The organism is Brevundimonas intermedia (genome assembly GCF_004614235.1).
Taxonomy (GTDB): Bacteria; Pseudomonadota; Alphaproteobacteria; order Caulobacterales; family Caulobacteraceae; genus Brevundimonas; species Brevundimonas intermedia_A.
The window spans coordinates 604159-617625 of the sequence record NZ_SPVH01000002.1 but is presented as its reverse complement, the minus strand read 5'-3'; the positions used below and the strand labels follow the sequence as shown (position 1 = coordinate 617625).

Here is a 13467-nt window from a genome sequence, read left to right as displayed (position 1 = left end):
ACGCCAGGCGCCGATCGTCGGTCTGGCGCAGTCTGATGTTGAACTTTGAAGATCGAATCCGGTTTCGCCCCCTCCACCCCGCTTCGCGCGGTCCCCCTCCCCCGCTGCGCTGGGGAGGATCGAGAAGGCGGATGGGGCTGCGTCAACCCGGATGAACCGCAGCCCCGCCCCTGAAGTCTCGCCGGCCGCTTGCGCGAACCGGCGAGGGGGAAGTCGGCTCCATAAGGAGCATCTCTTTGTGGCGCTATGTTCGCGACGCGGTCGCTCACGGCTTGAGCGCATTCGTGCGCTCCTGCGCGAAGCGCCGCGCTCAAGTAGCGCGAAGCGCGATAGCGCCCTTAAATGTACCGACGTAGGCTGCGGGCCAGGTCGGAACCGCTTTCCTTGGAGCCGCGGCGAACTTGCGGCTGGTAGGCGACGCGGGCGTGTTCGACGCAATAGACGCCTTCCGAGGAGCGGCGACCGCAGAAGCTGAACTCGCGCGACGACGGGTCGCCGATCGGCCATTTGCACATGTGGGCGCCCAGGGTCATCACCGTCGCGGTGCCCGGCAGGTCCGGGATCGGGGCGGGGACGGGCGCGGCTGGCTGGACCGGCTTGGGCTGGACGGCCTCAAGACGGCGCGGGGCCGAGGGCTGGGCCGGGGCGGCCGGCGCGGGGCGCGGACGGGCGGTGCGGAAGGTCGCGGCGACGGTGCGCGCCGGCTGCGACGGGGCGGCCCGGCCCGACAGGCCCAGGCGGTGCACCTTGCCGATCACGGCGTTGCGGGTGACTCCGCCGCCCAGTTGTTTTGCGATCTGGCTCGCGGACTGGCCCTCAAGCCAGAGCTTCTTCAGCGCGCCTACGCGGTCGTCAGTCCAGCCTGCGGTCATGCCACCCTCCAGCGAGTTTGGATTCAATATCTAGGTCCAGGCTCCCCCTCCGGGGTCTTGACCTACAACTAATCGTAAACCAGCCGTTAAGAGACGCAAGATGTGCGAATCAACCGTCCACAGAAACCAGATATTGAATCATCGTTAAGGTTAAGCCGGCGAGCTCCGAAAGTGAGGGAGGGGTGAGCAGAGTGAGCAAGGCGTGAGCGAAGGCGGCGGCTGCCGCCGGTAGGCCACGCTCACCCCTTGCTCACTTCCCGCTCACTTTTCACTCAGAGCCCGCTTCGCCATCGCCGCCCGCCCTTGCGAAGCGCGGCCGTCGAGCGCATCTGGCGGGCCATGACCGAGACCCCCGACCTGATCTCCACCCGCCCCGCCGGTTTGCCGCAGCCGCGTCGCTATCCGGGGGTCAACTGGATCGGGGTGCAGACGCTGTATCTGCGCGAGGTGCGGCGCTTCTGGAAGGTGGGCGCCCAGACGGTGGCGGCGCCGGTGGTGACGACGCTGCTCTATATGCTGGTGTTCGTGGTGGCGCTTCAGAACGCGCGGCCGCCGCTGCACGGCACGCCGTTTGCGTTGTTCGTCGCGCCCGGCCTGATCATGATGGCCATGCTGAACAACGCCTTCGCCAACGCCTCGTCCAGCCTGATCCAGGCCAAGATCATGGGCACGGCCACCGACTTCCTGACCCCGCCGCTCAGCCCGCTGGAGCTGACGCTGGGCTTCACCCTGGGCGCCGCGACGCGGGGCCTGGCGGTCGGTCTGGTGACGGCGATCTGCGTCCTGCCGTTCGCGCCGCTGGGCATCGCCAATATCTTCGCCATCGTCTGGTTCGCCCTGGCCGCCTGTTTCGTCATGGGCATGACCGGCGTGCTGGCGGGGCTGTGGAGCGAGAAGTTCGACCATCTGTCTGCGGTCCAGAACTTCATCGTCATGCCCATGACCTTCCTGTCGGGCACCTTCTATCTGGTCGAGAACCTGCCCGAGCCGTTCCGCTCGCTCAGCCGCTACAATCCCTTCTTCTATCTGATTGACGGCTTCCGCTATGGCTTCATCGGCCATGCCGAGAGCAATCTGATGATCGGGGTCGTCGGTTCGGCCGTGCTGATGGTCGTCATGGGCGTCGTCTGCTGGCTGGTGTTCCGCTCGGGGTGGCGCCTTAAGAGCTAGATCGCTACCTTTTGCGGATCGCTCCCCCGAGAGGTCCGCCATGCTGTTCCGTTCGCTCGTCGCCGCCACGGCGCTGTTCGCCGCCGTCCCTGCGTTTGCCCAGGAGGCGACGCCCCAGGCCGGCGATCGCCCCGACATCGGCGCCGGCGCCGCCCAGTTCGTCAAGCCCACCAACGCCGAACGGACCCAGGTCCTGGTCGGCATGCTGACCACGCTGGGCTTCACGCCCGAGATCCAGGTCTTCGCCGGCGGCAACGAGGCCACCGGCCCGATGGAAGGCGCGAACGTCGTCGTCACGGTCGGCGAGGGCGCCAAGGACATCGTCCTGACTGCCCACTATGACGCGGTGAAGCTGCGCGACGGAACCCTGTCGCAGGGCATCGTCGACAATGTCGGCTCGGTCATGGCGATGATGGAGGCGGCCAAGACGCTGGAGATGGGGCTGGAGGGCCAGCCGGTCGCCCACCGTTTCGTCTTCGTCTTCACCGACCAGGAAGAGCTGGGCCTGCTGGGCGCCAAGGCCTTCCTCGAAAAGCACGGCAAGGACAGGATCTCCGCCGTCATCAACGCCGACGTCGCCGCCTATGGCCAGACGGTGATGTATGGCGAGAACAACGGCGACCAGTCGGACTTCGTGCTGGAGACGCTGCGCAGCCTGTGCGCCGAGCGCGGCTTCGACTGCATGCCCTATCCGGTCTATCCGCCCAGCGACGACCGCGCCTTCTCGGCCGCGGGCGTGCCGGTGGTGTCGATGGGCACCCAAGACGCGGTCGGCGCCCACCAGATGTGGCTGGCCTTCAACGGCGGTGAGAACAATGGCCTGAAGGAAGGCTTCGTGCCGCCCGTCTTCCAGCGCATCCATTCGGCCGAGGACAGGCTGTCGTATCTGAAGGGCGTGGACGTGGCCCGTTTCGGCCTGTTCATCGCCGACCTGGGTCTGGCCCTGGACAAGCGTCTGGTCGAGATCCAGGCCAAGGACGCCGCCGTCGCCGCCGAGACCGCCCCTGTCGCACCGCCGCCCAGCGCAGATTGATGATAGTCGTTGAGGCGGTCAGGCCCACAGCGCGTGAGTTACGTCCGATCACATCGGGCTGGGGCGCCATACATTGGCTCAACGTGCTGCCGCTGTATGTGGGATTTCTTGGATTTCTGATCTTCGGCCTAGTCGCGATGGGGCCGGATGGCGATGCCTATCCGCCTGGGCTGTTGTTCGTCTTCTTCGTCGGCACGACTGTCGCCTGGTGGGCGTCCTATCGACTGGCGGTCTGGGGAAACGCCAAGGCGCTCAGAATGGCACCAGCGGGCAGCATGGACTGGCGGTGGACGATTTCCGAGGGTGGGCTCAGGTTCGAAAGCGCGCTTCAAACGGTGTGGACGGACTGGAAGGCGATCAAGTCTGTCCAGGAAGAGAAAGATCGATTTGTATTCCTGCTGCTTCCGACCCAGAGTCCTGTCCTGTCAAAGCGCTTGCTGACCGAGGAACAAGCCTCAACGCTGAGAACCCTCGTCGATGATCTCGACCGCAGGGGCGTCCTCGGCGCCGGTGTTGACTAACACCGTCACTAATCCGACAACGCCTGTCCGTATCAATCCGGCTCCGTCGCGCTCGCGGCGGGGCCGTATCGCTTTTGGAGGTCTTGGTCCGTGTCCACTGAACATCTGATGGGTGTCTACAATCGCGCGCCGCTGGAAGTGGAACGCGGCCGAGGCGCGCGTCTGTGGGCGACCGACGGGACCGAATATCTCGACTGCGTCGCCGGCATCTCGACCAACGGCCTGGGCCACGCCCACCCCGAGCTGGTCCAGGCGGTCAAGGATCAGGCCGAGAAGCTGTGGCACGTCTCCAACATCTTCCGCATTCCAGGCCAGGAAGCCCTGGCCGACGCCCTGTGCGAGTCGAGCTTCGCCGACGTAGTCTTCTTCACCAACTCGGGTACGGAAGCGGTCGAGTGCGCGCTGAAGACGGCGCGCAAATATCACTCCGCCAACGGCGCGCCCGAGCGGATTGACATCTACGGCTTCGACGGCTCGTTCCACGGCCGCACCTATGGGGCGATAAACGCCGCCGCCAACCCCAGCTACACCGAGGGCTTCGGCCCGCCGATGCAGGGCTTCCACCAGTTGAAGTGGGGCGACCACGACGCCATCAAGGCCGCCATCGCCAACCCCACGACCGCCGCCATCATCGTCGAGCCGGTGCAGGGCGAGGGTGGTTGCCGCGCCATGCCGGACCAGTGCCTGCGTGGGCTGCGCGAGCTGTGCGACGAACACGGCGTCCTGATCATCTTCGACGAGGTCCAGTGCGGCATGGGCCGGACGGGCAAGCTGTGGGCCCACGAATGGGCCGGCATGGCGCCCGACATCATGGCAGTGGCCAAGGCCCTGGGCGGCGGCTTCCCCATCGGCGCCTGCCTGGCCTCGGCCAAGGCGGCCTCGGGCATGACGGTCGGCGTCCACGGCTCGACCTTCGGCGGCAACCCCCTGGCCATGGCTGTCGGTCAAAAGGCGCTGAGCCTGATCAACAGCCCCGAAATCCTGAATAACGTCAACGAGATCGCCGGCTACCTGAAGCAGCAGTTCGTGGGCCTGCAGGAACGGTTCCCCGACGTGATCGCCGATGTGCGCGGCAAGGGACTGTTGATCGGCATCAAGCTGGTGCCGAACAATCGCGAGTTCATGGCCCTGGCGCGCGATACGCAGCAGCTGCTGATCGCCGGCGGCGGCGACAACTGCGTGCGCCTGTTGCCGCCGCTCAACCTGACGCTGGAAGAAGCCCGCGAGGCCATCGCCCGGTTCGAAGGCGCCTGCGAAGTCGCCCGCGAAAAGCTGGCGGCGTGATTGATATCTCTCCCTCCCCCGATGGGGGAGGGCGGTCGGCGCCGAGCGCCGACCGGGTGGGGGCGACCTAATTCAATCCGTTTCTCAGGGCCGGCCCCACCCGGTCCCTGCGGGACCACCCTCCCCGGAGCGGGAGGGAGAAGGGCGGCTCAATGGTCCGGCACTTCCTCGACATCCACCGGCTCGAAGCGGCCGAACTGCGCGCCATTCTGGACGACGCCCACGCTCGCAAGGCCGCGCGCAAGGGCTGGACCCAGGGGCGGCCCGACGCCGATGCGCCGGGCGAGGACCGCGTCCTGGCCATGATCTTCGAGAAGAACTCGACCCGCACCCGCTTCAGCTTCGACGCCGCCATCCGCCAACTGGGCGGATCGTCGATCATCGCCACCGCCGCCGACATGCAGCTGGGGCGCGGCGAGCCGGTGGAGGACACCGCCCGCGTCCTGTCGCGCATGGTGGACGCCGTCATGATCCGCGCTAACGACCACGAGGATGTCGAACGGTTCGCCCGCGTCTCGACCGTGCCTGTGATCAACGGCCTGACCGACCGCAGCCATCCGTGCCAGATCCTGGCCGATCTTCAGACCATCGAGGAACATTCCGGCCCCATCGCCGGCAAGACGATCGCCTGGATCGGCGACGGCAACAATGTCTGCCACAGCTTCATGCATGCGGCGCCCAAGTTCGGCTTCCACCTGAACGTCGCCTGCCCGGCGGAATATCATCCCGACCTGCGCGACCTGGCCAAGGGCGCGAACGCCGTCACCCTGACCAGCGACCCGCGCGAGGCGGTCAAAGGCGCCGACGTGGTGGTCACCGACACTTGGGTCTCGATGGGCGATCAGGACTATGAGGCGCGTCTGGCGGCCTTTGAATCCTATTCGGTGGACGAGGCCCTGATGGCCCTGGCCGATCCCGACGCCGTCTTCCTGCACTGCCTGCCCGCCCACCGCGGCGAGGAAGTCACCGACGCCGTCATCGACGGACCGCGCTCCCTGGTCTGGGACGAGGCCGAAAACCGCATCCACGCCCAGAAGGCCGTCCTGGCCTGGTGCTTCGCTGGCTGACCGTCCGTTAGTCCTCGCCGCCGATGGGTGGTGAGGCTGTCCAGGGTCCCAGGGCGAGTACGCCGTCGTATCCGCCGTCATCCAACGGGGCCAGGATTACGCCGCGCGCCTCCGCGTCGTACCTTTCGATGGAGGGATTGACGCCGCACTCGTCGCGCGAACAGTTCCAGGCGAACCCGCCCTGCTGCGCGATCTTCAGGCTCAAGGTCTCGCGGTTCGGCAGGTGTCCGGCGGCCGGAACGCCCAGATCAGGGTAGTCCGCAAAGGCCGTTTTTCGGGCGTGGATATTGCCGGCCAGTCCGATGATCCGCGCGTCCGGGCGCTTCTGTCGGGCCTGACCCAGAAGATAGCCCATGTTGAGTTCGTACCAGGCCTGATCCAGGCCTTCGCCGCGCGTCAAGCTGCTCGGTTGAAAGAGGTGCAGACCGATGTCGCGCCCCGCCGCCTTCAGCTCACGCACCCTGTTCAGCAAAGCCAGCAAGGCTTGGCTTGTTCGCCCATCCTGCACAGCGCGGTTCAGCAGGGACGACCCCTCCAGTGTCGCCAGTGCGCTGGCCTCGTCAGGAGCGGCGATGAAGGCGTTCAGCGTCGGCTGCAGCGTGTCTTCCAGCTCCAGCGCCACGATGACGGGTCCCTTTTCGGTCGCTGCGCAGGCGATCTCGCCCACCGCCTGCGGCGCTTCCGTCGTGCCGTGCAACTCCCCGATCACGATGATACGCTCCGCTCGATCAAGCAGGGCTGAGGTTCCTGACGGCGGCGAACAGGCCGCGATAGCGGCGGCGGCGAAAAGTCCCAGCATTGATTTCCCCTCTGGTGTTCGAAGTTGCATTCGAAGCAACCTGGAGGGCTAAATTATGGTCGCGCCTCCCAACATTTTGGGAAAGCGGTCGGTCTCGATCTTTTGTAAAAGATAATGACGCGCGCCAGACCCTGTCTGGCGCGCGTCATTAGGTGAGGTGAGGCGGCTTTTTCACTTGGAGAGCACGCGACATGGCCTAGTTACAGCTTCACGTCCGACACGCCGCCGACGTCGGGCGTCGACTTGGTCAGATTGGCCTTGAGGACTTCGTAGCCGAAGCCCAGCGCGCCCTTGTCGGACACCCAGACGCGGCCGTCGTTGGCGTCGAAACGGACCAGGGTCAGGTGCGGGTCGTCCTTGCCGTCCGGATACCAGGCGGCGACGACGGGGTTCCAGTATTTGTCGATCCGGGTGCGATCCTGGTCGATGGCGAGGCGGCCGTGGATGCAGGCCTGAACCTTGCCGTCCTTGGCCTGGTAGCAGAACATGCCGTCCTGCCCGCCGCCGGCCACGTCACGGGCGAAGTCGGTGTCGTCGCGGGTGAAGAACCATATGGTTCCGGTCTCGTCCTCGCCATAGCCGGTCATGGGCTGATGGTGATAGCCGGGCTTGTCCAGGCCCAACATCCCGGTGTTGGACTCCTTCAGGCTTTTCCAGAATTCCTTTTCCGCCTCGGCGGCGGTCAGCTTGTCGGTCATGCAGCATCTCCTTGAGTGAGCTGCAGGATCAACAGACCGGCCGGGTTCGGGTTCCTAAAGCTAAGCTCCGGGAATCCATGGTGCGCGTTCGGCGCCGAATAGCGTCGCCAGATGGATCAGCAGCAGCATGGCGATGGCTGCGGACCCGACCATCAGAAACCGCCAGGGCATCATGCGCGGCCCCTTGAGCGGGTCGGGCGGACGCGCCCCGCGCCAGCCGGTGAAGACCATGACGGCGAGGGTAAGGGCCAGGAAAATGAGGGTTGTCGTCAAGCTCATGCGCCGCACGTGGCGAAGCGCGCGCCGCTTGGCAAGCGAACCCTTGCCGGGAGGTTAATCTTCACACCGCGTTAACCGAGATGATTCACTAATCCCGGCGTCTGGAGGGGTGTCCACAGGATTGGGAGACCGCCGCTAGATATTGCGGTTAACCATCAGTTTACACCCTCGATATTGACGGTATAGCCTGCGTCGTATGGGTCGGGAGCCGAATCAGTGAGCGCTGCAGCGCCTTGGAGCGTTAAGGGAATCGATCCCAAGGCCCGTGAGGTCGCAAAGGACCTTGCGCGTCGTTCCGGCATGACGCTGGGCGAATGGCTCAACTCCATGATCATGGAGGACGAGGAGGAGGGCTACGCCACCCTGCCGCGTCGCTCCCAAGCGTCCGAATACGAACGCCGCAACCGCAGCCGCCGTCTCGACGACGCCTATGATGTCGCCGAGGACAACGGGCATCGGATCAGCGCCTCCATCGATGTGATCGCCGCGCGGCTGGAAGCCGCCGAACGTCGCTCGACCGTCGCCATTCAGGGCGTGGACCAGGCGGTTTCCGGCCTGATGCGCCGGCTCGACGGCCAGGAAGCCGAGGCCCAGGGCGCCGCGCGCCGCATCGACGACATCGCCGAGGAACTGCGCGAGGGCCACCGCCGCCTGCGCGCCTTCGAACGCGACACCGGCCCGCTCACTCAAGAAGCGTTCGGCAAGGTCGAGGCCTCGCTGGGCGCCCTGACCGGCCGTCTCTACGACATCGAGGAACGCCAGCGTCTGGGCGTCAACGACCTGCGCGAGCGGATGGAGGCGGTCGAAAAGGCCGCCGGCCCCGGCGTCGGCACGGAAATGCTGGCCCAGGTCGGCGCGCGCCTGGACGAAGCCCAGAACCGCACGACCGAAGCGCTGAAGACGCTGGAACGCTCGTTCGCCGAGCTGGATCAGCGGATGCGCTCGGCCGAGAGCCGGGTCGAGCCGGAAAGCGCGCGCGATCTCGCGCGCTTCGAGAAACTGGCCGAAAGCCTGTCGCGCCAGATCGAGAACAATCGCGCCGAAATGATGCAGCGTCTCGACGCCGCCGAAACCGGCGCGCGCATCGACCGCATCGAACGCGCGGTCCAGGCCGTCGGCGAGCAGATCAAGACATCCGAGCAAAAGGGCGCTGTGGGCCTGGAGGCCATGGGTCGCGAAGTCCTGCGCATCGCCCGCAACCTGAACGCCCGCGTCCAGAAGGTCGAAACCGATAGCGACGGCCGCACCGACGCGGTCGCCCGCGCCGTGACCGATGCCGTCGGCCAGACCATCGAGACCGAGGTCGCGCGTCGCGCCGGTCGCCTGGATCAGGAGTTCGCGCGTCACGTCGATCGCGTCGATCAACGCCTGACCGCCAGCGACGACCGTCACGCCATCGCGCTGGAAAAGCTGGGCGGCGAGATCGCCCGCATCTCGGACCAGCTGAGCGACCGCATCGCCCAGTCGGAGCGTCGCTCGCAGCAGGCGCTGGAAGACATCGGCCGTCGCCTGTCGGAAAGCTCGGACAAGATCGAGCAACGCTACGACCGCGCCTCCGGCGAACTGGCCGAGCGGATGCGGATGAGCGAGGAGCGCACCGCCCGCCTGCTGGCCGAGGCGCGCGAGAGCATCGAGACCCGAACGCCATCGGCCATCCGCGACAAGCCGCTGGACAACGAACCGTCCTGGGCTCCGGCGCGCGCCGTGGCTGAACGCGCCGCGCCGGCGCCGATCCAGTCCGCCTCGGTCGATGGCGACTGGCGCGCCGCCGCCTTCCCCGACGAGACCTTCACCGACCAGGATGCCTGGTCCAGCGATCCGGTCACGCCCGAAGTCGCCGCCGCCTCGCCCTTCCCCGCGACCGCCTTCGCCGAGCCCGAACCCGAGACAGTCGCCGCCGAGGCGGACGAGACGCCGTCGCGCCAGGTCGATCCCGACGGCGTCGAACCCATCATCCAGCCCTTCAGCGGGTTCGGCGGGGCCGATGTCGAGGACGCGCTGGAAGCGACCTCGCCCGGCTTCTCGACCGCCGCGGCTGAAAAGCGCGCCGCGCCTGTTCTGGACGCCGACGACGACGATTTCGGCGGCGAGACCGAGTTCGTCGATCCGCGCCAGCTTCGCGCGACGATGGGCGCTGCGGCCGCCGCCGGTCGCGCCTCGGCGACCCGCAGCACCATCGACGCCGCCCGCGCCGCCATCACCGCGCCGCCCGAGCCGGAACCGGCGCCGCGTTCGGGCTTCGGCCTCAAGCGGGGCGGCAAGTCCAAGCTGCAGGAGCGGCTGGACAGGCAGGCGGCAAAGAACGGTTCGACCGCCAAAAAGACCTTCCTGGCTTCGGTCACGGCGGTCGCCCTGACCGGCGGCGTCTATGGCTATCTGTCCCTGACCGACGGAGGCGCGCCGGACTTCGACCTGCCGAACTTCGGCGGCGCCCCTGCCGCTGGCCCCGCCATGCCTCTGGCCGCCTCGGCGGTGACGCCGACGGGCGTGCGCCCGACCTTCGACCTCGCCGGTCCCGGCGCGGCGGATTACGAAGCCGCCATCGGCAAGCTGGAGGCCGGCGACAACTCCGGTCTGGACGCCATGAAGCGCGCCGCCAACCTGGGCTACGCCCCGGCCCAGACCTATCTGGGTCAGCTCTATCTGGACGGCGCCAACGGCGTGCCCGCCGACCCGGCGCTGAGCCGTCAGTGGGGCCGACGCGCGGCCGAGGGCGGCGATCCGCGCGGGATGCATCTCTACGGGATGCAGCTCTATGAGGGCGACGGCGGCGCGACCAATCAGGCCGAAGCCCTGACCTGGCTGCTCAACGCCGCCGAGCGCGGTCTGCCGGACAGTCAGTACAATGTCGCCCGCATCTATGAGACCGGCGCCGACGGCGTGGCCAAGAATCCGACCGAAGCCCTGAAGTGGTACATGATCGCCGCGCGCGGTGGGGACTCCGAGGCCCAGGCCGCCGTGACGCGCCTGCGTCCGACAGCCAGCGCCACGGCCCAGCGCGCCGCCCGCACCGCCGCAGACGCCTTCGTGGCCCAGTCGCAACCCGCGTCGCAGGCGACGGGCTAGATTCACACGCGTCGGGCGGCTATCGGTCGCCCGGTCGTTGACGACCCCCGCTGCCGCCTGACGGCGATCCATTAACCGCTCCAGCCGAAGGCGCGTCCTTTGGACATCTATCTGCCGATCGCCGAGGTTTCGGTGAACTGGCCGACCCTGGTGATCCTGGGGGCGGTGGTCGGGTTCGTGTCCGGCCTGTTCGGCATCGGCGGCGGCTTCCTGATGGCCCCGATCCTGGTCTTCCTGGGCATTCCCCCGACCGTCGCCGTCGCCAGCCAGGCCAGCCACGTCGTCGCCTCCTCGACCTCCGGCGTCATCCGCTATGCCGGCGCAGGCGCGGTCGATTTCAAGATGGGCTCGGTCATGGCGGCCGGCGGCGCGGTCGGCGCCCTGGCGGGCGTCGAGCTGTTTCGATACCTGCGCCTGCTGGGCCAGGCCGACCTGGTCGTCGCCGTCTCCTATCTCGTCTTCCTGGGCGCCATCGGCGTGCTGATGCTGAACGAGAGCCTGACCGAGATCCTGCGGCGTCGTCGGGGCCTGCCCGCGCCGCACAAGCAGCGTCGGCGGCCAATGTGGCTGTACGGCCTGCCGCTGAAGATGAAATTCCCCAAGTCGGGTCTGTACATCAGCGCCTTGCCGCCGTTCGGCCTGGGCGTCTTCGCGGGCGTGCTGTCGGCCATCATGGGGGTGGGCGGCGGCTTCATCCTGGTGCCGGCCATGCTGTATATCCTGCGGATGCGGGCAGGCGCGGTGGTGGGGACCAGCCTGTTCCAGATCATCATCACGACTGCGATCACCACCATCCTTCAGGCCGGCCGCAACCAGACGGTCGACATCGTCCTGTCCACCATCCTGCTGCTGGGCGGCGTGGTCGGCGCCCAGGTCGGCGCCCGGTTCGCCGGTCGTTTCCGCGCCGAGGAGCTGCGCGCGGCGCTGGGGCTGATTGTACTGCTGGTCGGCATCCAAATGGGGCTGGACCTGTTCGTGCGCCCCAACGACATCTTCATGATCGCGCCGGGGATCGCGGACTGATGCAGGCGCTTCCCCCTCCACCGCCAGCGATCACAGCGCCGGCTCCGGATCGGTCGGAGGCGACGACGGGCGAACTGCGCGTCGCCGCCGCCCTGACCGACGCCCAGGTCCGGGTCGATTCCAGTTTCACGGGTGCGTCCATCGTCCTCTATGGCGCGGTGTTTAATCCCACGGACGAACCGGCCGATGTCGTCGTGGTCGTGCGAGGACCCGACGCGCCGATCCGCCTGGTCAAGAAGACGCGCACCTCGGGCGTCTGGCTGAACAGCCGGCCTGTGCTGTTCGAGGGCGCGCCCGGTTTCTACATGACCGCCTCGACCCGTCCGCTCAGCGACATCGCCGACTTCGGACAGTTGCGTCGCCTGGGCGTCGGGGTCGATCACCTGCGCATCGATGCGCCGGAGGAAAGCCGCACCGTCACCCGTTACGGCGTGCGCGACGTGGTCGTCAGCCGGCTGGGCGACGACTATCTGGACTGGCGCCGCGCCGTGATCCGTCTGAAGGAGGCCGCCGCCCTCTACGATACCGATTCTCGAGGCGTCGAGTTCGTCGACCGGGGCCTGTTCCGCGCCGAGGTCGAGCTACCGACCGTCGCGCCGACCGGCAAATACTATGCCGAGGTCTGGCTGTTCCAGAACGGCGAGCCGCAATCGGTGTCCAACCTGACGTTGACGGTCGAGAAAGTCGGGCTGGAACGCGACATCTACGAGTTCGCCCACCGTCGGCCCTGGCTGTACGGCGTGCTGTGCGTCGTGCTGGCCGCCCTGACCGGCTACGGCGCCTCGCGCATCTTCAGTCGCCGGAGTTGAAGCCCAGTTCGGCGCGCAGGGCTTGCGGCGTCAATCCGCCCGCCCGCAGTTCGGCCAGGGCGACCGAACGATCCCGCTTGGCGTAGCGTCGCCCATCCGGGCCCGCCAGCAGCCGGTGATGGCGATAGGTCGGCGCCGGCCAGCCCATCAGCGTCTGGATCAGCCGCTGCACATGGGTCGCCTCGAACAGATCCTGCCCCCGGACTACATGGGTCACGCCCTGAAACGCGTCGTCGTGCGTGACCGCCAGATGATAGGCCACGCCCGTATCCTTGCGCGCCAGCACCACGTCGCCCGCCGCCTCGGGATCGACGGCGACGAGGCCGGTTTCGCCGTTCGGACCTTCGCCCTCCTCGACGAAACTCAGGCCGGTCCAGACCGTCTCGCCCAGCGACTCGCGAGCCCGATCCAGCGACAGCCGCCAGGCGAAGGGCGCCCCCGAAGCCAGCAGTCGCGCCTCTTCCTGCGCGGGATGCGGGCCGGGCCGCACCGATTCCATGGCCCCGTGCGGCGCATCGCCGATGCCGTTCAGGATTTCCTTGCGCGTGCGGAAGCACCGATAGAGCAGCCCGCGCTCTCTGAGGCCGTCGATCACGGCGGCATAGTCGTGGAGATGATCGGACTGGCGCCGCACCGGCGTCTCCCAGTCCAGACCCAGCCAGGCCAGATCCTCCAGAATGCCTGCCTCATACTCCGTCCGGCACCGCGTAGGATCGATATCCTCGATCCGCAGCACGAACCGCCCGCCCGCCGCCTTCGCCGCCGACCAGGCGGTCAGGGCCGAGAACGCATGGCCTTTGTGCAGGCGGCCGGTGGGCGAGGGGGCGAAGCGGGTCGTGAACACGG

The 13467-nt window shown here is 67.5% G+C and carries 13 protein-coding genes; 8 read left to right on the top strand and 5 right to left on the bottom strand.

Annotated features, from left to right (window positions below):
* Window positions 1–338 precede the first annotated feature (338 nt).
* Entirely contained in the window at window positions 339–872 is a 534-nt protein-coding gene (gene gcrA, locus EGY25_RS04865) for a cell cycle sigma 70 cofactor GcrA (protein ID WP_135193912.1), read from the bottom strand.
* 339 nt (window positions 873–1211) lie between these two features.
* On the opposite strand from gcrA, the gene EGY25_RS04860 reads away from it, so the two are divergent.
* From EGY25_RS04860 to argF, 5 genes are all read left to right on the top strand, one after another.
* Entirely contained in the window at window positions 1212–2042 is an 831-nt protein-coding gene (locus EGY25_RS04860) for an ABC transporter permease (RefSeq protein ID WP_135193911.1), read from the top strand.
* Between the two features lie 40 nt (window positions 2043–2082).
* Window positions 2083–3075 (top strand): M28 family metallopeptidase, encoded by a 993-nt coding sequence (locus EGY25_RS04855; protein ID WP_135193910.1) that lies wholly within the window; start codon window positions 2083–2085, stop codon window positions 3073–3075.
* On the top strand, window positions 3075–3596 hold the full coding sequence (locus EGY25_RS04850) for a YcxB family protein (RefSeq protein ID WP_135193909.1): 522 nt from the start codon (window positions 3075–3077) through the stop codon (window positions 3594–3596). The genes EGY25_RS04855 and EGY25_RS04850 overlap by 1 nt, the downstream gene beginning before the upstream one ends.
* 90 nt (window positions 3597–3686) lie before the next feature.
* Window positions 3687–4880: an aspartate aminotransferase family protein gene (locus EGY25_RS04845; RefSeq protein WP_280643907.1), complete on the top strand. Its 1194-nt coding sequence runs from the start codon at window positions 3687–3689 to the stop codon at window positions 4878–4880.
* 152 nt (window positions 4881–5032) lie between these two features.
* The gene (argF, locus tag EGY25_RS04840) at window positions 5033–5947 is read left to right on the top strand and encodes an ornithine carbamoyltransferase (protein WP_135193908.1); all 915 of its coding nucleotides are present in this window, start codon (window positions 5033–5035) and stop codon (window positions 5945–5947) included.
* Window positions 5948–5954: 7 nt separating this feature from the next.
* Here the strand turns inward: argF and EGY25_RS04835 are convergent, their stop codons facing one another.
* The 3 genes from EGY25_RS04835 to EGY25_RS04825 all read right to left on the bottom strand — a co-directional run bounded on the left by EGY25_RS04835 (window position 5955) and on the right by EGY25_RS04825 (window position 7723).
* Entirely contained in the window at window positions 5955–6746 is a 792-nt protein-coding gene (locus EGY25_RS04835) for a hypothetical protein (protein ID WP_135193907.1), read from the bottom strand.
* A gap of 200 nt (window positions 6747–6946) precedes the next feature.
* Window positions 6947–7444: a pyridoxamine 5'-phosphate oxidase family protein gene (locus EGY25_RS04830; protein ID WP_135193906.1), complete on the bottom strand. Its 498-nt coding sequence runs from the start codon at window positions 7442–7444 to the stop codon at window positions 6947–6949.
* Window positions 7445–7504: 60 nt separating this feature from the next.
* Entirely contained in the window at window positions 7505–7723 is a 219-nt protein-coding gene (locus EGY25_RS04825; protein ID WP_135193905.1) for a hypothetical protein, read from the bottom strand.
* Window positions 7724–7939: 216 nt separating this feature from the next.
* Between EGY25_RS04825 and EGY25_RS04820 the strand changes: the two genes are divergently transcribed.
* The 3 genes from EGY25_RS04820 to EGY25_RS04810 all read left to right on the top strand — a co-directional run bounded on the left by EGY25_RS04820 (window position 7940) and on the right by EGY25_RS04810 (window position 12621).
* Window positions 7940–10789 (top strand): hypothetical protein, encoded by a 2850-nt coding sequence (locus EGY25_RS04820; RefSeq protein ID WP_245159343.1) that lies wholly within the window; start codon window positions 7940–7942, stop codon window positions 10787–10789.
* A 99-nt stretch (window positions 10790–10888) separates the two neighbouring features.
* Window positions 10889–11812: a sulfite exporter TauE/SafE family protein gene (locus tag EGY25_RS04815; RefSeq protein ID WP_135193904.1), complete on the top strand. Its 924-nt coding sequence runs from the start codon at window positions 10889–10891 to the stop codon at window positions 11810–11812.
* Window positions 11812–12621, top strand: coding sequence for a TIGR02186 family protein (locus EGY25_RS04810; RefSeq protein WP_135193903.1), 810 nt, complete (start codon window positions 11812–11814; stop codon window positions 12619–12621). Before EGY25_RS04815 ends, EGY25_RS04810 begins: the two co-directional genes overlap by 1 nt.
* Here EGY25_RS04810 and gluQRS read toward each other — a convergent pair.
* On the bottom strand, window positions 12605–13465 hold the full coding sequence (gene gluQRS / locus EGY25_RS04805; protein ID WP_135193902.1) for a tRNA glutamyl-Q(34) synthetase GluQRS: 861 nt from the start codon (window positions 13463–13465) through the stop codon (window positions 12605–12607). The two genes, EGY25_RS04810 and gluQRS, sit on opposite strands and share 17 nt — an antisense overlap.
* Between the last annotated feature and the right edge of the window lie 2 nt (window positions 13466–13467).

Bases quoted from the DNA above. Each gene is read 5' to 3' on its own strand.
- gcrA (WP_135193912.1), bottom strand. From the start codon at position 872: ATGACCGCAGGCTGGACTGACGACCGCGTAGGCGCGCTGAAGAAGCTC.
- EGY25_RS04860 (WP_135193911.1), top strand. From the start codon at position 1,212: ATGACCGAGACCCCCGACCTGATCTCCACCCGCCCCGCCGGTTTGCCG.
- EGY25_RS04855 (WP_135193910.1), top strand. From the start codon at position 2,083: ATGCTGTTCCGTTCGCTCGTCGCCGCCACGGCGCTGTTCGCCGCCGTC.
- EGY25_RS04850 (WP_135193909.1), top strand. From the start codon at position 3,075: ATGATAGTCGTTGAGGCGGTCAGGCCCACAGCGCGTGAGTTACGTCCG.
- argF (WP_135193908.1), top strand. From the start codon at position 5,033: ATGGTCCGGCACTTCCTCGACATCCACCGGCTCGAAGCGGCCGAACTG.
- EGY25_RS04835 (WP_135193907.1), bottom strand. From the start codon at position 6,746: ATGCTGGGACTTTTCGCCGCCGCCGCTATCGCGGCCTGTTCGCCGCCG.
- EGY25_RS04830 (WP_135193906.1), bottom strand. From the start codon at position 7,444: ATGACCGACAAGCTGACCGCCGCCGAGGCGGAAAAGGAATTCTGGAAA.
- EGY25_RS04825 (WP_135193905.1), bottom strand. From the start codon at position 7,723: ATGAGCTTGACGACAACCCTCATTTTCCTGGCCCTTACCCTCGCCGTC.
- EGY25_RS04810 (WP_135193903.1), top strand. From the start codon at position 11,812: ATGCAGGCGCTTCCCCCTCCACCGCCAGCGATCACAGCGCCGGCTCCG.